Annotated in this window: 11 protein-coding genes; 5 read left to right on the forward strand and 6 right to left on the reverse strand. The window is 72.2% G+C overall.

Annotation, left to right across the window (positions count from 1 at the left end):
• The first annotated feature begins 77 nt into the window (after positions 1 to 77).
• The gene (locus tag ACLJT4_RS32150) at positions 78 to 1,286 is read left to right on the forward strand and encodes an acyl-CoA dehydrogenase family protein (protein ID WP_411127688.1); all 1,209 of its coding nucleotides are present in this window, start codon (positions 78 to 80) and stop codon (positions 1,284 to 1,286) included.
• 18 nt (positions 1,287 to 1,304) lie between these two features.
• The gene (locus ACLJT4_RS32155) at positions 1,305 to 2,234 is read left to right on the forward strand and encodes an acyl-CoA thioesterase (RefSeq protein WP_411127690.1); all 930 of its coding nucleotides are present in this window, start codon (positions 1,305 to 1,307) and stop codon (positions 2,232 to 2,234) included.
• Between the two features lie 30 nt (positions 2,235 to 2,264).
• Here ACLJT4_RS32155 and ACLJT4_RS32160 read toward each other — a convergent pair whose 3' ends face one another.
• Positions 2,265 to 3,056, reverse strand: coding sequence for a phosphatase (locus ACLJT4_RS32160; protein WP_275464583.1), 792 nt, complete (start codon positions 3,054 to 3,056; stop codon positions 2,265 to 2,267).
• 182 nt (positions 3,057 to 3,238) lie between these two features.
• On the opposite strand from ACLJT4_RS32160, the gene speB reads away from it, so the two are divergent.
• Both speB and ACLJT4_RS32170 read left to right on the forward strand, forming a co-directional pair.
• Positions 3,239 to 4,210 (forward strand): agmatinase, encoded by a 972-nt coding sequence (gene speB, locus ACLJT4_RS32165; protein ID WP_037634764.1) that lies wholly within the window; start codon positions 3,239 to 3,241, stop codon positions 4,208 to 4,210.
• Positions 4,211 to 4,276: 66 nt separating this feature from the next.
• A complete protein-coding gene (locus tag ACLJT4_RS32170; protein WP_411127692.1) occupies positions 4,277 to 4,453 on the forward strand; it encodes a hypothetical protein in 177 nt (58 codons plus the stop codon).
• A 401-nt stretch (positions 4,454 to 4,854) separates the two neighbouring features.
• Here ACLJT4_RS32170 and ACLJT4_RS32175 read toward each other — a convergent pair whose 3' ends face one another.
• The 5 genes from ACLJT4_RS32175 to ACLJT4_RS32195 all read right to left on the reverse strand — a co-directional run bounded on the left by ACLJT4_RS32175 (position 4,855) and on the right by ACLJT4_RS32195 (position 16,686).
• Positions 4,855 to 7,107: an ATP-binding protein gene (locus ACLJT4_RS32175; protein WP_411127694.1), complete on the reverse strand. Its 2,253-nt coding sequence runs from the start codon at positions 7,105 to 7,107 to the stop codon at positions 4,855 to 4,857.
• 31 nt (positions 7,108 to 7,138) lie between these two features.
• A complete protein-coding gene (locus tag ACLJT4_RS32180) occupies positions 7,139 to 13,564 on the reverse strand; it encodes a toxin glutamine deamidase domain-containing protein (RefSeq protein ID WP_411127696.1) in 6,426 nt (2,141 codons plus the stop codon).
• Positions 13,565 to 13,835: 271 nt separating this feature from the next.
• The gene (locus tag ACLJT4_RS32185; protein ID WP_411127698.1) at positions 13,836 to 14,219 is read right to left on the reverse strand and encodes a hypothetical protein; all 384 of its coding nucleotides are present in this window, start codon (positions 14,217 to 14,219) and stop codon (positions 13,836 to 13,838) included.
• Positions 14,220 to 14,380: 161 nt separating this feature from the next.
• Positions 14,381 to 14,845 carry a hypothetical protein gene (locus ACLJT4_RS32190; protein ID WP_411127700.1) on the reverse strand — a complete coding sequence of 155 codons (465 nt, stop codon included), beginning with the start codon at positions 14,843 to 14,845 and terminating at the stop codon, positions 14,381 to 14,383.
• Positions 14,846 to 15,051: 206 nt separating this feature from the next.
• On the reverse strand, positions 15,052 to 16,686 hold the full coding sequence (locus ACLJT4_RS32195; protein ID WP_411127702.1) for a helix-turn-helix domain-containing protein: 1,635 nt from the start codon (positions 16,684 to 16,686) through the stop codon (positions 15,052 to 15,054).
• Between the two features lie 212 nt (positions 16,687 to 16,898).
• On the opposite strand from ACLJT4_RS32195, the gene ACLJT4_RS32200 reads away from it, so the two are divergent.
• On the forward strand, positions 16,899 to 18,419 hold the full coding sequence (locus ACLJT4_RS32200; RefSeq protein WP_411127704.1) for a sodium:solute symporter: 1,521 nt from the start codon (positions 16,899 to 16,901) through the stop codon (positions 18,417 to 18,419).
• Positions 18,420 to 18,424 lie beyond the last annotated feature (5 nt).

Here is an 18,424-nt window from a genome sequence, read left to right on the forward strand (position 1 = left end):
GGACAGCCTTGCTGACCGACGGGTAGCTTGCGCTGAGCAAACGCTTAGCCAGGTGTGGCGGTGAAGGAGGCCGGGGCATGCGACGGACGGTGTACGACGAGGACCACGAGGCGTTCCGCGCGACCGTACGCGCCTTCATCGAAGCCGAGGTGGTGCCCGTCTACGACGAGTGGTACGCGGCCGGCCAGGCGCCCCGCGACTTCTACTACAAGCTCGCCGAGCTGGGCGTCTTCGGCATCCGCGTCCCCGAGGAGTACGGCGGCGCCGGCATCGACTCGCACAAGTTCGAGGCCGTGATGTACGAGGAGACCGCCCGCGCCGGCGTCTCCTTCGGCGGCTCCGGCGTCCACGTGCTGCTCGGCCTGCCGTACCTCCAGATGCTCGCCACCGACGCGCAGAAGCAGCGCTACCTGCCCAAGTTCGTCTCCGGCGAGGAGATGTGGGCCCTGGCCATGACCGAGCCGGGCACCGGCTCCGACGTCGCCGGCATGAAGACCACCGCGAAGCTGTCCGCCGACGGCACGCACTACGTCCTCAACGGCGCCAAGACCTTCATCACCGGCGGCGTGCACGCGGACCGCGTCATCGTCTGCGCCCGCACCTCCCAGCCCGCCCGTCGCCCGACCACCACCCCTGATGGACAGCGCTCCGCGCAGGCAGAATCTCGGGACGACCGCCGCTTCGGCATCTCCCTGTTCGCCGTCGACACCACGTCCGCGGGCTACTCCGTCGGCCGCAAGCTCGACAAGCTCGGCCTGAAGGTCTCCGACACCGCCGAGCTGGCGTTCGTCGACGTCGAGGTGCCCGCCGAGGACCTGCTCGGCGAGGAGAACGAGGGCTTCTCCTACCTCGGCCGCAACCTCCCCTCCGAGCGCTGGGGCATCGCCTTCGGCGCCTACGCGCAGGCCAAGGCCGCCGTGCGGTTCGCGCAGAGTTACGTCCAGGAGCGCACCGTCTTCGGCAAGTCCGTCGCCTCCTTCCAGAACACCAAGTTCGAACTCGCCGCCTGCCAGGCCGAGGTGGACGCCGCCGAGGCCGTCGCCGACCGCGCCCTGGAGGCCCTCGACGCCGGCGAGCTGACCGCCGCCGAGGCCGCCTCCGCCAAGCTGTTCTGCACCGAGGTCGCACACCGCGTCATCGACCGCTGCCTGCAACTGCACGGCGGCTACGGCTTCATGAACGAGTACCCGATCGCCCGGCTCTACGCCGACAACCGCGTCAACCGCATCTACGGCGGCACCAGCGAGGTCATGAAGTCCATCATCGCCAAGTCCATGGGCCTGTAGGGCGCAGGGACCCCGCACGTGAACGACGCACTGCAGTCCCTGCTCGACCTGCTCGCCCTGGAGCAGATCGAGCAGGACATCTTCCGCGGCGAGAGCCGGGCCTCGGTCGTGCCCCGGGTCTTCGGCGGCCAGGTCGCCGCACAGGCGCTGGTCGCGGCCGGGCGCACGGTCCCCGCCGATCTCCCCCAAGCTCTCCACCCCGGTCGAGCAGGGGGTGCCCCCACCCCGCACTCGCTGCACGCCTACTTCCTGCGGCCCGGCGACCCCGGCGCGCCCATCGTCTACACCGTCGACCGGATCCGTGACGGGCGGTCCTTCACCACCCGCCGGGTCGTCGCCGTCCAGCACGGCAAGCCGATCTTCCACCTCACCGCGTCCTTCCACGCGCACGAGGAGGCGGCGCTGGAGCACCAGGAGCCGATGCCGGCCGCGCCGGACCCGCTGACCCTGCCGACCCAGGCCGAAATGCTGCCGCGGTACGCCGACCGGTTCCGCGAACCGGACATGCTCCAGCGGCTGTTGGAGGCCCGGGCCGCCGTCGACCTGCGCTACGTGGAGGAGCCGCCGTTCGCCACCGCCGGCACGGCCCGCGAGCCGCGCTCACAGGTGTGGTTCCGCACCGACGGCAAACTGGACGGCCCGGAGGACGAGCCGCTGCTGCACGTCTGCCTGGTGACGTACGTCTCGGACATGACCCTGCTGGACTCGGTGCTGCTGGCCCACGGGCGCGGCGGCTGGGCGGTCGGCGATGTGGTGGGGGCCAGCCTCGACCACGCCATGTGGTTCCACCGGCCGCTGCGGGCCGACGAGTGGCTGCTCTACGACCAGGAGTCGCCGACCGCGCGCGGCGGGCGGGGGCTGGGCACCGGGCGGATCTTCGCGGCGGACGGGCGGCTGGTGGCGTCCGTGGTGCAGGAAGGCGTCGTCCGGGCGCCCCGGGAGGGGTGACCGGGACCCCGCGGACGCGTCGCCGCCGGGTCAGAGCAGGTCCGCCGCGGCCAGGAGGTAGGCGGTGAGCGGGTCGTAGTGGCGGGGGCTCAGCACGTGGTCGTCCAGCGGGACGGTGACCTGGACGGTGCCCTCGGACTCGGCGAGGAAGAGCGCGGGGTCGTTGCAGTCGGCGAACCCGATCGTGGGGATGCCGCGCTGGCCCGCGCAGCCGGCCCAGCCGTGGTCGGCCATCACCAGGTCCGGCAGGGGCCGGCCGGCGCGCTCCAGGCCGTCCAGGACCGCGGCCATCGGCTCCGGGGAGTGGGTGTGCCACAGCGTCGCACCGCGCTCCAGCATCGCCACGTCGCCGAACTGGAAGACCATGCCGTCGTCGGCGTGCAGCCCGTCGGGGATGACCACGATCTCGCAGTCCCGGGCGTGCAGGGCCTGGGCGGTGGCGCGGTGGACGTCCAGCAGGCCGCCCGGGTGGCCGGTGGCGAACAGCACCCGCTGGCGGTCGGCGGCCGCCTTGCGCAGCACCGCGGCCGCGCGGTCCAGGGCGTCCACGGTCAGCTCGGGGTCGATGGTGTCCTGGCCCTGCCGGTGGTGCGGGTCGTCGTTGACGCCGCAGCGCTCCGCCATCACGGCCAGCACGTCCTGCTCGTCCGTCCAGCGGTCGCCCAACTCCAGGCCGAACCAGTAGTGGCGGTCGCCGTTCGCGAGCCGGCGGTAGTGGAGGAGGTTGTTCTCGCGGGGGGTGGCGACCTCACCGGCGATCCGGGTCCGTACGAGGTGGTCGACGAGTTCGGCACGCGAGGGGGCTGCAGCGGCTATCGGCATAGCGACATTGTGCCCGTACGGATCTCTCCCGGTCGGGCGTTCCACAGCGCGGACACCGGGTGGACACGGACCGGACACGGTGCCGCGACGGGACAGCGGATGGACAAAACGTCGAACGCACGCGGTCCTGAGAGCGAAAATGTCCATGTCCCAGATCGTCGGGCGCTCCCTACTCTGCCCCCATGACCACCGCATCGAACGAGCCCGTGGGCCCCGTCGACTCCTCCCGCATCCCGCGCTACGCCGGGCCCGCGACCTTCGCCCGGCTGCCCCGCCTCGACGAGGTCGGCGGCCGGACCGATGTCGCCGTCGTCGGTGTCCCCTTCGACACCGGCGTCTCCTACCGGCCGGGCGCCCGCTTCGGCGGCAACGCGATCCGTGAGGCGTCGCGGCTGCTGCGGCCGTACAACCCGGCGCAGGACGCCTCGCCGTTCGCACTGGCGCAGGTCGCCGACGCCGGTGACATCGCGGCCAACCCGTTCAACATCAACGAGGCCGTGGAGACCATCGAGGCCGCCGCCGACGACCTCCTCGGCAGTGGCGCCCGCATGATGACGCTGGGCGGCGACCACACCATCGCGCTGCCGCTGCTGCGCTCGGTCGCCAAGAAGCACGGCCCGGTCGCCCTGCTCCACTTCGACGCGCACCTGGACACCTGGGACACCTACTTCGGCGCCGAGTACACCCACGGCACCCCGTTCCGCCGGGCCGTCGAGGAGGGCATCCTCGACACCTCCGCGCTGTCCCACGTCGGCACCCGCGGCCCGCTCTACGGCAAGAAGGACCTCACCGACGACGAGAAGATGGGCTTCGGCATCGTCACCTCGGCGGACGTCTACCGGCGCGGTGCCGACGAGATCGCCGACCAGCTGCGCCAGCGCATCGGTGACCGGCCGCTCTACATCTCCATCGACATCGACTGCCTCGACCCGGCCCACGCCCCCGGCACCGGCACGCCGGAGGCCGGCGGCATGACCTCCCGCGAACTGCTGGAGATCCTGCGCGGCCTGGCGTCCTGCAACCTGGTCTCCGCCGACGTGGTGGAGGTCGCCCCGGCCTACGACCACGCCGAGATCACGGCCGTCGCCGCCTCGCACACCGCGTACGAGCTGACCACGATCATGTCCCGACAGATCGCGGACGCCCGCGGCTGACCACCCCCGGACACCGCACGAACCGCCGGCCGGCCCTTCAGGGCCGGGCGGCGGCCAGCCGTCGGGATGGCGGAAGCCGGGCGCCTGCGCGCGCAGCCAGGCGACCAGGTGGCGGCCGACGGCGGCGGGCAGCTCGGCCCCGTACGCCCCGCGGATCGCCACGGCGGTGCGCTCGTCACGGAAGCCGACGTGGCCGTCGGCGTGGACGAGGTGGTCTCCGAACTGCCCAGCGAGGACGGCTAGTTCCTCATCCGTGGCGCCGTCGCCTGGCCCCTGGGTGGTCGCGTCCGGTGCGGTGAGACCGGCGGTAGTGGTCGCCGTGATCAGTTCCCGCCACACGGCCAGGGGGACCCGGCGCGGTTCGGAGAAGGCGAGCGCCTGGACGGGGGCGGGGAGGGCGGTGGGCGAGGGGAGGCCGTCGGGGGGGGGGGGAGGCGAGGCGCAGGGTGACGGCGAGCCTGCGCTGTTTGTGGTTCCCGGGCACGGCGAGGACCGTACTGGTCCGCGGCGAGGTTCACCACGCTTGCGTCGTCGCGGTGGTTCTCCCACCTGTCGAGCACACGGGCGGCGGCCTGGTCCGTGGTGAGCAGGGGCTGGTCGGGAGCTTCTCGTGCCACGTCGACGGTCCGGTGCGCGTGCGGTGATCAGGCGGGCCTGAGGCCGGGGAGGTCCCAGCCGCTGACGATCAGGTCGGATTCCATGGAGCCGGAGAGCACCGCGTCCCACATCTCGCTGTCCTCGATGACGGGATCGATGCGCATGGCCCACCGGGTGAGGCTCCGTGCGGCATCGCGGTGTTCGGCCGTGGTGGCGAAGGGGCTGATCTGGAAGGTCCGGTAGAGGCAGAGGAGGGCGAGGTACTGCGGCAGGCTGCTGGCGACGACGAGTTCGAAGGAAGCGCCCGAGCGGCCGTCCTGGAGGATGCGACCGGTGGCGGCGTCGAGGTAGGCGCCGGAGCCGATCCAGGTGCCGAGTCGGTGGAAGGGGCCGGCACCGGGGGAGGGGACGGCAGTCTCGCCCTCCCAGTCGCCGGTGGGCAGGCCCGTCTCGTCGAGGGGCGGGAGGGTCGCCAGGTAGATCTGGCCGTTGACGACGGGCACGCCGGTCTCGGTGAGGCAGCGGCGGGTGGCGTCGTCCAGACCGGTGGGCACGGCGTCGGCGGGGAGGGAACGGCAGGCGTCCGGCCCGAAGGCCCGGGCGAGGGCGTCGGGGGTCGGCCCCTGCGGGGTACCGAATTCCGCCGGGAACTCCCAGGTGGCCGCCTTGGTATGCGGGGCGATGAGCGGGGGCGCCCACTGGGGCGGGTGGTCCGCGTCGTCGCCGGGGGCACCCTCCGGGCGGTCGGCGTCGACGGCGAACAGGCCGCCGCGACCGGCCAACACCCAGCGCCCGTCGGTCACGACGCAGCTGGCGGTGGCACTGCGGGGGAGACGGAGCGGAGTGCGCGGATCGAGGGCCAGGGCGGCGTCCCCGGTGCTCTCGAACCGGCTCCGGCCCTCGACGCTTTCGAGGTCTCCCTCCAGGTCGTAGAAGAGGTCCACGACGGTCGACGGTTCCGGTTCCGTGCCGTCGTCCAGCCGCCACACCCGTTCGACGGCCTGGTCGTCTCCCTCCGGCAGCACGTGCTCGCCGTCCCGGAACAGGGGCAGCAGCCGCTGGCCGGCCACCGCACCGGCGCCGTCCAGGACCCCGGGGTACAGGTAGTCCACCTTGCCGGTTTCCCCGGCGACGGGGCCGAAGACGCCGTACGGGCGGTGGTGCGACCAGGCGGTGCGCCACGGCAGGGGAACACCGGCGTCGGCGAGGGCCGCGGCCCATGTGGTGGCGCCGCGGTTGGTGGCCGCCCAATGGAGCCAGGAAAGCCATTCCCCTTGGTCCTCGGGGGCGATGCCGTCGGTTTCGAGATAGTGGACGTCGGCGGCGACACCGTGCTGCGGAACGCCCTCGGTGAACTGGAGCGGAAGCGCCTGGAGAAGCGAGTAGCGGGTGCAGTGGGCCAGCGCGCGGGCGGTGTCGAGCAGCGTGGGGAGGGCGTCGGCGAGGGCGGCGTGCACGGCCAGCGCCTCCGCGCCGTAGGCGTGCACCTCGTCGGACGACGTGCGGTCGGTGAGGGCGGCGCGCAATTCCGTGGCGAGCGCGTGCTGTTGGCCCGTGGTGAGCGGACGGGCACGGCGAGCCAGGTGCTTGAGACCGTCGGAGCGGAAGCCCACCGCTTCGCCGCCCGAGACGTCCGCAGCGCGCCGCGTGACGACCTCCGGGAGGCGCCCGGCCAGGTCGGACAGCTCGGCGACGGTGGTGGGCACCCCGAGCGCCCCGGCGAGGAAGGCCCACACGGTGAGCGGGACGGTACTGGTCTCCGCCGCCGCCAGTGCCTGCAGGGCCGGGTGTTCGGCGACGAACCGGGCGACGGGCGTTTCGTGCACCGGGAGGCCCGAGAGTTCCACGTCCTTGCGGCGGGACACGGCCACCCGCTCGTGCGCGCCGTCCACCTCCACCACGACCGACACCCGGCCGCCGCTGCGCAGGCCGATCTCGCCGACCAGGTCCCCGCCCACCCGGGTCGGCTCGCGGGAACTGAACAGCGGCCCGGCCCACTGGGCGTTGGCCAGCAGCACGACGGCGTCATCGTCGTGCAGGGCGAGGGCGTCGCGCAGCGGCTCGCGGTCGCGCGACGGGTCCATGCGGAGCCCGAGGCCGTCCAGTACGGCGTGCGCGACCCGGTCGGCGGTCAGGCCGCGGCAGTCGATGGTGACGGCTGCGGGGAGACGCTGGCCGAGGTCGGCAAGCAACTGTGTCTTGCCGGCCCCGGGAGGACCGGAGACCTGGAGGACGGTGCCCGAGGGGCCGGCTTGCTCCAGCCAACCGAGGGCGGTCCGAAGGGCCTCGTCGTACTGCACGTTCCGGACTCCGATCCAAGCGGCGGGGTTGTCAGGACGAGGCTACCTGCATCCAAATGCGGAGCATCTCGCCCCGGGCCCGGTGCATATCCTCTTCCCGTCGCATCTTTGCCTGCTGCTTCGCTTCCTTGATGGCCTTTTCGGCGTTCTCCTCGCCGACGCTGTCACGAATGCGTTCGACCTCGTGCGGGGAGAGGTCGCCGTAGCGGTATCCGGCCGCGTAGTAAACCGTCGTCGAATTCGTCCGGTTCGGCAGATTGTCGCGCTGGTCGTGTGGGACGTCGTGGTACTGCGTGCGGTCTGCTCCCGCTGGCCGCTCGAATTCATGGGACAGGTAGTAGGAGCAGTTGGCCGATGCCGGGTCCGTTTTGGATCCGCACGGCTCGTACTCCGTGTACATGGCGATCGACTTGTAGGCGCCCGGGTTTTCGGCGTCCATCTTGCGGAACGCCTCACCCAGTACCGGTTCTGAATGGTCCGGGGCCTTGTCGAAATTGTTGGCGGGCACCGAAGAGTCGATGACGTAGTGCGTCTCGGTGCTGCCGTCGTGGTTCGTCTTCTGTACTTCCAGTACCGCGTAGTTCTTTCCGGAGAAGTCCGGGCGCAGCCGGGCGGCGCTCGCCTGCACATCGGGATCGTCGCTCTTGGACGGCTTGCCCACCACATTCCGCCACAGCGCGTTGAACTTCCGCTGTTCCTTGCCCAGCGCCGCCGAGTTCGGTTCGTCCCCGTGGCCGGTGACGTTCTGTCGCACACCGTAGGCGCGGGCCTGCGGTGCGGGGTCCACCGGGTCGCCGCTCTTGGGGTCGTGACGCGAATGGAGATAGGAGCCACCGGAGTTCTCCACGGCGTGTGCATCGTGGAACTGGTGGCTCATGCGGGCGATGGCGCCCACCGTGGCGAGCTGCTCGGACTGCTTCATCGAACCGAATCCGGGCAGTATTTCTGCCAGCCGTTCCTTGGTGATCGGGCCCTTTGCCGATTCGTCGATGGCGTGCAGCAGCGGAGGCTTGGGATGGTCTCCGTCAGCCGGCTTGGCCCAGTGGTTCAGATGGTCGATGACCGGTTCGAGATTCACTTGCCGGACGTCGTTGGTGCGGCGCAGCGTGGACTGGGAGCCGTCCGACTGCATCGTGTAGTGCTCGTGCGTGCCGTCACCGGGCTGCCGTTGCTCGTAGGGCGTGCTGCCCTTGGCCCGGTCGCCGCTGTACGGCTCACTGGCGACCTGGTCGCTCCGCTCCCGCATCGCACGGCGCTTCGCCGCCCGCTCCTCCGGGGACTCCTCCAGCTTGTGCTTGCCCTTCTTCGGTTTCTCGTCGCCGTTCTTCCCGTCCTTGTCGTCCGGGTGCTGCGCGTCCTTGCCGTGCCCCGAGGGCTGGTGGCCCGACGGGTCGGGCGGCGGCAGTGCTCCGGGATTGCGAGGCACCGGCGGCTGGTGCGGATGCTCGGCACCGGAGTGTGCAGGCGGCTGGTGCTCGGGACCGCGGCCCGGCACCCCGTGGTCCGCCGTGTGGTCGGCCGTGTGGTTCGGAGCCTGCTCGGGCTTCGTCCCCGGTGAGTCGTGGTGCGGGTGCTCGGCGTTCGGGGCATGGCCGTCGCCGGGGGTGTGGTGGGGCTCCGGTGCGCCCGCGGGGTGCTGGCCGCCGCCGTGCTGCTGGTTGGGCGCGTGTGGGGGGTAGGGCTGGTGCTGGCCCTGGTGCGGCTGTTGTTGGTACGGGTGCGGGGGTTGGCCCTGGTGCGGCTGCTGCGGGTGCTGGACGTGCGGCTGCTGGGGATGTTGCTGTTGCGGCACGTGGGGCTGTTGCGGCACGTGGGGTTGCGGCTGTTGGTGGGGCGCCGGTGCGTGCTGCTGGGGGTAGGGCTGGTGCTGCTGCGGGTGCTGGTACTGCGGGTGTTGTGGCTGTTGGCCCTGGTGCGGCTGCTGTTGGTACGGGTGTTGTGGCTGCTGACCTTGGTGGGGCTGCTGTTGTTGGTGGGGGTGTTGTGGCTGCTGCTGGTGGGGTTGCTGTTGGTAGGGGTGCTGGGGCTGGCCCTGGTGGGGCTGCTGCGGGTGCTGCTGCTGGTAGGGGTTCTGCGGTTGGTGCTGGGGCTGCTGGGCGTACGGGTTGTGTGGCTGCGGCTGTGGCTGCGGCTGGTGCTGGCCGTACTGGGGTTGGGGCTGGTGCGGCTGCTGTTGCGGGTACGGCTGTTGGTGGTGGGGCTGCTGCTGTACCTGCGGGTGTTGCGGCTGCTGTTGGTAGGGGTGTTGGGGCTGGTTCTGCTGGGGGTGTTGTGGGTTTGGGTGCTGCTGTTGGGGGTGTTGCTGCTGGTTCTGGCTCTGGTTCTGGTTCTGGTGCGGCTGTGGTTGCGGCTGTTGCTGGGGGTGGGGGGACTGCTGGGGGTGCTGGTTCGGGGTGTGGTTCTGGGTGGCGGTGGGGTCGAACGGCTTGCGGTCGCCGTCGAGGGTGAGGTGCCAGACACCCTCGGCGTGGGTGTGGATGGGCTGGTGGCTGATCTGGCCCGTCTGGCTGTCGACCCAGACGACCTTGCCGTTGTGGTTGACCGCGTTGAAGACGTGGGCGCCGCCGCCCGAACCGTCGGGGTTCTTCGGCCACGTCACCAGGACGGCCGAGGCCGAACCGTGGCCCGACTGCTGGAGCTCGTGGGCGATGTTGTTGTAGGCGTCGTGGGCGTTCTGGCCCGAGTTTCGGAAGTTGGTGCCCGCCCAGTTCTGGATGTTGTGGGTGCCGTCCCGTTCACCGCTAGCGCGGTCCAGGTTGCCGTGCGCGTCGGTGTCGTACGTGCGGGGCGCGGAGACCTGCGGGTTGCCGTACCAGGACTCCATGAAGGAACGGGTGCAGTCGGCGCAGTTGTTGGACCGGCCGGGCACGGTCGGGCCGCCGTCGTTCTGGTACTTGGCCCACGGCTGGAACGGGTCGGCGTGGACCTGCGGGGAGCCGTCCGGGTTCCGCGGGAAGTTGTGCTCCAGCGCCTGCTGGTCGTGCGGGAACGGTGAGTACAGGCCGCCCGGGTGGTGGTTCAGGCTGGCGCGGACGTCGTTGAGGCTCGGCTGCTGGTGGTGCGGCGCCTGCTGTTGGTGCTGCTGCTGGGGGTGTTGAGGCTGTTGGTGAGGGTCGTGCGGCTGCTGCTGGTTGTTGTGCTGCTGCTGTTGATTCTGGTGGTGCTGTTGCTGCGGGCTCTGGTGCGGCTGAGGCTGCTGGTGCGGCTGCGGCTGGTGTTGTTGTTGGGGCTGGTGCTGCTGGCTCTGCTGCTGCGGGTGGTGGCTTTGCGGCGTGGGCTGCTGCGGGTGGTGCTGCTGGTTGGCCTGGTGGGGCTGGTTGGTCTGATGGGGCTGGCTTTGCTGGGGGTGCGGCTGCTGTGCATGCGGCTGCTGGGGGTGATGGGGCTGCTGCTGTGGCGGCGCAGGCTGAGGGTGCTGCGGCTGCGGTTGGTGCTGCTGTTGCGGGTGCTGCGGCTGCTGGTGGGGCTGTTGCTGGTGGGGTTGCTGCGGGTGCTGGGGGTTGGGGCTTTGCGGCTGCCCCGGGTGCGGGGAGTGCTCGGGGGACCGGGAGTCCGGACGGTGATCGTCCGGGCGGTTGGCGTCCGGGCGCGGGGCGTCCGGGTGGGTGTTCTCCGGGCGCGGCCGGTCGGGGTTCGGCTGGTGCTGAGTGTCGGGCCGCGGCGATTCGGGGCGCGGGGCGTCGGGCCGCTGACCGTTGGCGCGGTCGTCCGGGTGCGGCTGGTTGCCCTCCTGGTGGGGGCGGTTGGCGTGGTCCGCGTCCGGGTGCGCTGGGGCGCCGTCCGGACGCGGGTGGGTGGCGTCCGGGTGCGGCTGGTGGGTGTCCGTCGGCCGCTGGTTCTGTCCGTGGTCGGCGTCCGGCCGTTGGTCCTGCGGGCGGTGGTTGTCCGCGGGGCGCGGACTGTCCGGGTGGTCGGTGTTCGGGTGCCGGGCGTCCGGGTGGTCGGTGTTCGGGCGGGGGCCGTCCAGGCGGGGGTTGTGCGGGGGCCGTTCCGGGGTGCGCTGTTGCGTGGCGTCGTGGACGGGCTGGGTGCCGTCCGGGCGTCGGTTGGGGCCGGGGACGTTGGCGTTGGGGCGGGGCCCGTCCAGGCGCGGGTTGTACGCCGGGCGGTCCGGGCCGCGTTGCTGGGTGACGTCACGGATCGCCTGGGAGCCGTCCGGGCGGCGGTTGCTCGGCGCGCCGCCGTCGGAGGTGGGGCGGGAGGGGGCGGCGCTGGGCGTGCCCGAACCGGCCGCGGGCGCGCCGCCGCCGTGGGACGGCATGGCGGAGGGCATGCCCATCGCGGGGCCGGCGCTCTGCGGTGCGCCCTGGGAACCCTGCGGCGAAGTGTTGCCGGACGCAGCGGAGTTGGGGCTTCCGACGCCCGAGTCGGTGGCGCTGTGCTGGGTGGGTGGCGGCGCGGTCATGGTGTCCGCGGACTGGGTGCGCACGGTGGTGTCGTGGTCGTCACCGGCGTGTGGCATGGGGTCGCCCGGTGCCGGGTCGCGGTGCTGGACGGACGGTTGACCCGCGGAGTGCTGGACGGGTGCGCCCTGGGCGGCCGGGGTGCCCATGTGCGGCATGGAGGGGCGGCTGCCCGTCCCCGAGCCGCCCGACGAACCGGAGGAATTCGACGAGTCCCCGTTGCCGTTGCCGTTGCCGGAGCCGCCGTCATGGGACGGGGCGGGGGACGGCGAGGGAGACGGGCTGCCGGAGCCGTGATCGCCGGGTGAAGTGCCGTCGTGGCTCGGGGCGTCGTGCGGGCTGGGGGCGGAGTGCTGCGGCGAGGGTTGGGCGCCGGCGGAGCCGTCGTGGGTCGGGCTGGTGTGGTGCTCGGGAGCCGGCTGGGTGCTGACCGGGTCGGGGCCGCGCTCCGGCGGGTGGCTCGCCGAGTGGTCCGGAGCGGTGTCCGGGGTGGGGTGGGTGCTGACGGAGTCCGGCCGGGCGGCGTCCGGCGTCGGGTGCGTGCCCACCCCGTCCTGGCGCGGTGCGTCGGGGGTGTGGTCGGCGGTCGGTTGGGTGTTGAACGGTTCCGGACGGGCGGAGTTGGGGGTGTTGTCGGCCGTGGGGTGGGTGCTGACCCCGTCGGGGTGCTCCGCATGCGGACCGTGACCGGAGTCGGGGGTGGCGACGGACTCGGGGGAGTGCGACGGCCCGGATGCGTCGTGGCCGCCCTGGTAGCCCTCGTCGAAGGGGGAGCGGTGTGCCGCGTCGGGGAGGGGCTGGGCGGTGGGCCTGGGGTGATCGTTCCCGGAACCGGAACCGGAACCGGAATCGGAACCGGAATCGGACGCGGGATCGGAACCGTGGTGGGAGCCCGAGTCGGTGCCGGGAGGCGTGTCCGAGTGGGCGCGTTCGGGAGAGGTGGTCGGGCTGGACGGGCTGTCGCCGGGGCGCGGGGCGTGGGACTCTCCACCCGAGCCCGAGCCCGAGCCCGAGCCCGAGCCCGAGCCCGAGCCAGAACCGGAGTCCGCTCCGGAGCCGCCGTGCGAACCGCTGCCGCTGCCGCTGCCGCCGCCGTCGCCCGAGCCGGAGTGCCCCTCGGAACCGGAGCCACCGTGCTCCCCCGAGCCGGAGCCCGAACCGCTCCCGGACCCGCCGTGTTCGCCGGACCCCGAGCCCGAGCCCGAGCCAGAACCGGAACCGGACCCCGAGCCGCTCCCGTGCTCCCCGCCTCCGCTCGCCCCGCTCCCGTGCTCGCCGCCGCTGCCGCCGTGCTCGCCACCGCCGTGGCCGGCCGCGTGGTCCAGGCCGGTGCGGGCGTGCTGGCCCGCCTTGCCGCCGAGCGCGTCGCGGAAGTTGGTGCCGAAGTTCTCGCCGGTGTTCTTGAGGGAGTCGGTGGCCGTATCGGCGCCGGTCTTGAGGCTGCGGTTGACGTCGAAGCCGTTCTGGGCGCCGAACGACATGTTGACGCCCTGGGCGATGGCGTCGGAGATCATCGCCTGCAGCGCGTCCATGGCCGGCTGCTTGACGGTGTTCATGATCGCCTCGATCAGGGCGTCGCGCGCTTCCTTGAGGATGCGGCGGACGATGAGGCGGGTGGCTTGGGTGGCGCCGGCTGCCCCCACTTCGGAGAGCCCGAAGGTGAAGGGGGCGGCTGCTTGGGCCGCGATGATTTCTGCCGCGAGGATCGCCAACTGGGCGATCACCGCCACTTTCATCCCGACGATCACCCCCGATCCGGCGTCCATCGCGAAGGCGATCAGCTCGGCGGCCTCGCGGGCGTCGTTCATGTAGCCGTTGCCGCCGTCGGAGAACTTGTCCCAGGTCTTGCTGAAACCGTCGATGCTGTCGCCGGAGTTCGACGACAGGACGGTGCCGGCCGCGGTGACGCCCTCGGACTGGAGCTGTTCCACCATGTTCGCGAATTCCCGCCACTCACTGGCGGACTCGTTCATCTTGTCCTCGTCGCCCGTCGGCCAGTCGTATCCGAGCATCTGGAGGACCCACTCAAGCCAGTCCGGCAGCATGATTGACATTGGGAATCCCCCGTAGACGGCGAGGCGGTGAGCGCGAACGAAAGAGGTGGAGGGAGCAGAGAGAACGGAGAGAAGGGAGACAACTGGGAGAACGAAGAGAGCGGAGAGAACGGTAGGAGCAGGAGGGGCGAAAGGGCGGCAAGCCGGGAAGTGCCCGTACGCGGACGGCTCCTGAGCCCCCGGAGCGCGATCCGAACGCGATCCGACTCCGGTTCGGCCCTGATCCGCCCCTGATCCGCCCCCGATCCGCCCCCGAGCAGGAGTCCCGAGGCTACGTGTTGGGGGACTTGAAGTTGCTGATCAGCTGGCTCTCGGCCTCGGCGTTGGCGACGTGCTGTTGCATCAAGGAGTGGTTGAAGTCCTCGTTGCCCTCATGGTTGTTCGCCATGGTGGTGAGCGCGCCGCCGATCTCGTGGAGCTTGGCCGCGAGATGTCCCATCGACTCGTACATGCCGTCGCGTAGGCCCTCGTAGACGACGCCGAACTTCGAGCCGATGTCGTCGTCGCCCCATGGCGGGGTGCCGGACCCCTCCAGATCGGTGAGGCCGTTCTTGAGCTTCTCCACGGCGGACTGATACCGCTCGCCGATGTTGGTGAAGCTTCCGCCACCCGACTTCAGTGACGGTACGTCTGCTTGCAGGCCATCGCCGGCCATGCTCTTTCCCCCGTTCAGAGTTCGTCACGTAGTGCTCGGACTCAAGCAAATTCTAGTCGCGTGGGTCAGCTTCACGGCAAGACGCCTACTGTCACAGGGTTGTCATGCGCGAGGGTGCCGTGAGGGCGTCCGGCCCTGGTGCCGGCGGGCGTCCGCGTGCCTCACGCGTTTCCCGGGCGGTACCACTGCCGGTAGACGGCGATGGCGGAGTCCGGGGGGAAGTTGGGCACCGTGGTCACGTCGCCGTTGGCCTTGGTGATCACGATGTTGGTGCCGCCCGGGCTGGCCGGCGGGGCGGTGGGGTCCTCGGGGGCGGGCCAGCCGGCGTAGACGAGGTAGCCCTCGTCGAATTCGTGGACCAGGAGCGAGACGGGGCCGCCCGGGGCGCCGACCGGTGGGAAGTAGGCGCGGCCGATCTCCAGGGCGTGGTCGGCGGAGGTCGGCACCACCTTGGGCGGGGCTCCGGCGCCGGGCTGTTGGCCGGGGACGGTGCTCGGCGGGTACGGCGGCGGCAGCGGCGGCTGGCCGCCGGTGGCCCCCTCCGGTGCGCCCGGGGTGCCGCTCGGCTGCCCGCCGGGGGTGGCGCCCGCGTTCCCGGCCGGGTTGCCGGCTGCGGAGTCCGTCATGGAGGTCCCTCCCGTTGGCATCGCTAGGTCATGCCCGCTGTCATGGCGTGTTGTTCTGCATCAGTCAAGATCAGGTCAAGGCTGCGAATTCCGGTCACCTTGACCGACGTCGGAGAAGCGTAGTGGGTTCGCCTGTGGTGGGGGGCGGGCCGGGGGAGTTCGAGATCTTCGGCCCGTTGGTCTGGCTTTCCCGTTTTGCCGGCGCCTTAAGGATGTTGGGGTGATGGGGCCGCTTGGGTCGCTTCGGTCGATTGGTCCCGCTGGTTCGGTATGGCCCGGTTCGGTGTGTCGGTGGCCTCGTCCTCCAGGGTGCGGAGGGCGAACCAGAGTTCCATGCGGACGTCGGGGTCGTCGAGGTCGGTGTCGAGGAGGCCGGAGATGCGGGTGATGCGTTGGCGGACGGTGTTGCGGTGGATGCCGAGGGCGGTGGCGGTGCGGTCCCAACTGCCGTGCAGAGAGAGCCAGTTGTGCAACGTGGTACGGAGGGGAGGGGAGTCGACGAGTGGGGCTAGTCGGGCCCGGGCGTGTTCCCTGGCGTCCGCGGGGTCGATGAGGGCACCGAGGCCGTTCGGGCCGGCGGCGTGGTGGCGCACCAAAGGGGTGCGGCGGGCCAGGGCGCGCCGGAGGGCATGCGCGGCGTGCCGGTCGGCGGCGGGCAGGCCGACCACCGGAACGGGTTCGCTGACGCCCAGTGTCCAGCCGGGGAGGGCGGCGACCTCGCCGTCGCCGGGGACCAGGGCCCGCAGCCCGTCGGGGGCGGCAGCCGGTGCCACCAGCGGGGTCTTGAGGGCGCGGGCCAGGCCGGCCGGGGCGGCGGGTGCGTCGCGGCGGGGTACGGCGTGCACGACGGTCCACCGGCGGTGGCCGAGGAACGGGGCGACGTCGGCCGGGGCGGCGCCCACGAGGAGGTGGACCAGGGCCGCCGCGTGGTCGCCGCCGGTCGGCCCGGTGGCGGCGGGGCCGGTGATCAGCGAGAGCAGCACGGCGGCGACGCCCGCGATGGTGTGCGCGGGCGGATCGTCCGGGTCGGTGGCGACCACCAGGGCGAGCCCGCCGCCGGTCTCCTTCGGGCCGGTTCCGGCGTCCTCGGCCTCCTGGGCGCCGGGGGGCGTCCGTCCCGTCAGGGCGTAGCCGGTCAGTTGGGTGCCCGGGAGCGCGTCCGCGGCCGAGGTGGGGCCACCGGCGGTGACCACCCCCGCCAGGCGGACCGCCGCGGCCCGGCAGGCGGCGGACGGGCGCGGGCCGGCCGAGCCGTGCGCGGTGCCGTCGGGGGCGAGCAGTGCGGCCCAGCCGTGCGCGTGGCGGGCCAGGGCGCGGAGCACGGCGGTGGCCGGTTCCGGGCGGGCGGCCGCCGCGGACAGGGCGCGCTGGGCCGCGCCGATCCGGGTCAGTTCGCGGTGCCGGGCCTCGGTCACGGCCTGCCAGACGGCGCTCTCCACGGCCGTGAACGGGGTTTCCCGCGGGACCTCGACGAGCGCCAGCCCGTGTCGGTCGCAGGCGTCCACCAGGGCCGGCGGAACCGTCCGGTGCACCGGGGCGATGCCGAAGCCGAGGGCGGCGGCGCCGGCCGCGACGGTGCGGGCGGCGTAGCCGTCCAGGTAGGCGTCGAGCGCGGCGCCGTCCTCCGAGGCCGCCGCCTCCGCCAGGTGGACGCCGGCGGTCAACAGCAGCTCGCCGCCCAGGAGGTACGGCACCGGGTCGGCCATCTCCGAGGTGTGCACCCAGTGGATGGTCACGCCCGAAGGGGGCCCGGCGAGCTGACGCAGGCCCAAGTCCGTCCGGGCGAGCAGGTCCGCCAGGGGGACCGGAGGGGTGGACGGCGGGGGCAGGGAACGCGGCATGTGCGGAACCTCCACTTCCAGGGGGCCGGAGTGGAGGAAACGTACACTTCAGCGTCGTTCGTGCGCCTCCTAGGGTCGACCCCCGAGACGGGACACCCCCACCGCCCCGCTCGCCCCTCCTCCCACTTCCACCCCGAAGCGCCTCACCCCGCTTCGCCCTTGCTCCCCTCGCTCCTCCCCTCTCCCCTCGGCGCAGTTGGAAGGGATGGCCCATGGCTGTCGACTACGCGGTGATCGTTCTCTATCTGGCCGGCATGCTCGCCATGGGGTGGTGGGGCATGCGGCGCGCCACCTCGAAGAGCGACTTCCTGGTCGCCGGGCGGCGGCTGGGCCCCGTGATGTACTCCGGGACCATGGCCGCGATCGTGCTCGGCGGCGCCTCCACCATCGGCGGCGTCGGTCTCGGCTACCAGTACGGGCTGTCCGGGGCGTGGATGGTCTTCACCATCGGCCTCGGGCTGCTGGGCCTGAGCGTCTTCTTCTCCGCCCGGATCGCCCGGCTGAAGGTCTACACCGTCTCGGAGATGCTGGACCTGCGCTACGGCGGCGCCGCCGGGCTCATCTCCGGCGTGGTCATGTGGGCGTACACCCTGATGCTCGCGGTGACCTCGACCCTCGCCTACGCGACCATCTTCGACGTGCTGTTCGGACTCGACCGCACGCTGGCGATCGTCCTCGGCGGGGCGATCGTGGTGGCGTACTCGACGCTCGGCGGGATGTGGTCGATCACCCTGACCGACATGGTGCAGTTCGTCGTCAAGACCATCGGCGTCCTGCTGCTCCTGCTGCCCCTCGCACTCGTCAAGGCGGGCGGCTTCGCCCAGTTGAAGGCCCAACTGCCGAGCGACTACTTCGCGCCGCTGGGCATCGGCGGCCAGACCGTCTTCACCTACGTCCTGATCTACTCGTTCGGGATGCTGATAGGGCAGGACATCTGGCAGCGCGTGTTCACCGCGCGCAGCGACCGGGTCGCGCGCCTGGGCGGCACCGCGGCCGGCACGTACTGCCTGGTGTACGCGGTGGCGGGGGCGGTCATCGGCACCGCGGCCAAGGTCCTCTACCCCCATCTGGGCAGCCCCGACGACGCGTTCGCGACGATCGTGAAGGACGCGCTGCCGGTGGGGGTGCGCGGGCTGGTGCTGGCGGCGGCGCTGTCCGCGGTGATGTCGACGTCGTCGGGCGCGCTGATCGCCTGCGCGACGGTGGCCAACAACGACATCTGGGCGCGGGTGCGGCGGGGGGCCGGACGCCGGCCGGCGGAGCACCGCGGGTCCCCCGAGGGGCGGTCCTCCGAGGCGCAGTCGCCCGAGGCGTCCGCGGGCCACGACGAGGTGCGGGGGAACCGGCTGTTCATCCTCCTCATGGGCGTCGCGGTGATCGTCATCGCGCTCGCGCTGAACGACGTCGTCGAGGCGCTCACCCTCGCCTACAACGTGCTGGTCGGCGGGTTGCTGGTGCCCATCCTCGGGGGGCTGCTGTGGAAGCGCGGCAACGCCGCCGGGGCGCTGGCGTCGGTCGTGGTCGGCGGGGTGACCGTGGTCGGCCTGATGGTCGCCCTCGGGGTCCTCGCCAACGAGCCCATCTACTACGGGCTGTTGGCCTCCCTCGTGTCCTACGTGGCGGTCAGCCTGGCCACCCGGCCCACGGACGCGGCGGTCCTGGCGGCCTGGCGGGAACGGTTGGGCCCGCGGCCCGCCGCCGTGGCGGGCGCCCCGGGCCCGGCCGGCGACTGACCGCG

It is taken from the genome of Streptomyces sp. x-19 (genome assembly GCF_046549115.1).
Classification (GTDB): domain Bacteria; phylum Actinomycetota; class Actinomycetes; order Streptomycetales; family Streptomycetaceae; genus Streptomyces; species Streptomyces albulus_C.

Excerpts from the sequence above, each read along its gene's own strand:
- ACLJT4_RS32150 (WP_411127688.1), top strand. The coding sequence starts at position 78 with ATGCGACGGACGGTGTACGACGAGGACCACGAGGCGTTCCGCGCGACC.
- ACLJT4_RS32200 (WP_411127704.1), top strand. The coding sequence starts at position 16,899 with ATGGCTGTCGACTACGCGGTGATCGTTCTCTATCTGGCCGGCATGCTC.
- ACLJT4_RS32170 (WP_411127692.1), top strand. The coding sequence starts at position 4,277 with ATGGCGGAAGCCGGGCGCCTGCGCGCGCAGCCAGGCGACCAGGTGGCG.
- ACLJT4_RS32195 (WP_411127702.1), bottom strand. The coding sequence starts at position 16,686 with ATGCCGCGTTCCCTGCCCCCGCCGTCCACCCCTCCGGTCCCCCTGGCG.
- ACLJT4_RS32190 (WP_411127700.1), bottom strand. The coding sequence starts at position 14,845 with ATGACGGACTCCGCAGCCGGCAACCCGGCCGGGAACGCGGGCGCCACC.
- ACLJT4_RS32180 (WP_411127696.1), bottom strand. The coding sequence starts at position 13,564 with ATGTCAATCATGCTGCCGGACTGGCTTGAGTGGGTCCTCCAGATGCTC.
- speB (WP_037634764.1), top strand. The coding sequence starts at position 3,239 with ATGACCACCGCATCGAACGAGCCCGTGGGCCCCGTCGACTCCTCCCGC.
- ACLJT4_RS32160 (WP_275464583.1), bottom strand. The coding sequence starts at position 3,056 with ATGCCGATAGCCGCTGCAGCCCCCTCGCGTGCCGAACTCGTCGACCAC.
- ACLJT4_RS32185 (WP_411127698.1), bottom strand. The coding sequence starts at position 14,219 with ATGGCCGGCGATGGCCTGCAAGCAGACGTACCGTCACTGAAGTCGGGT.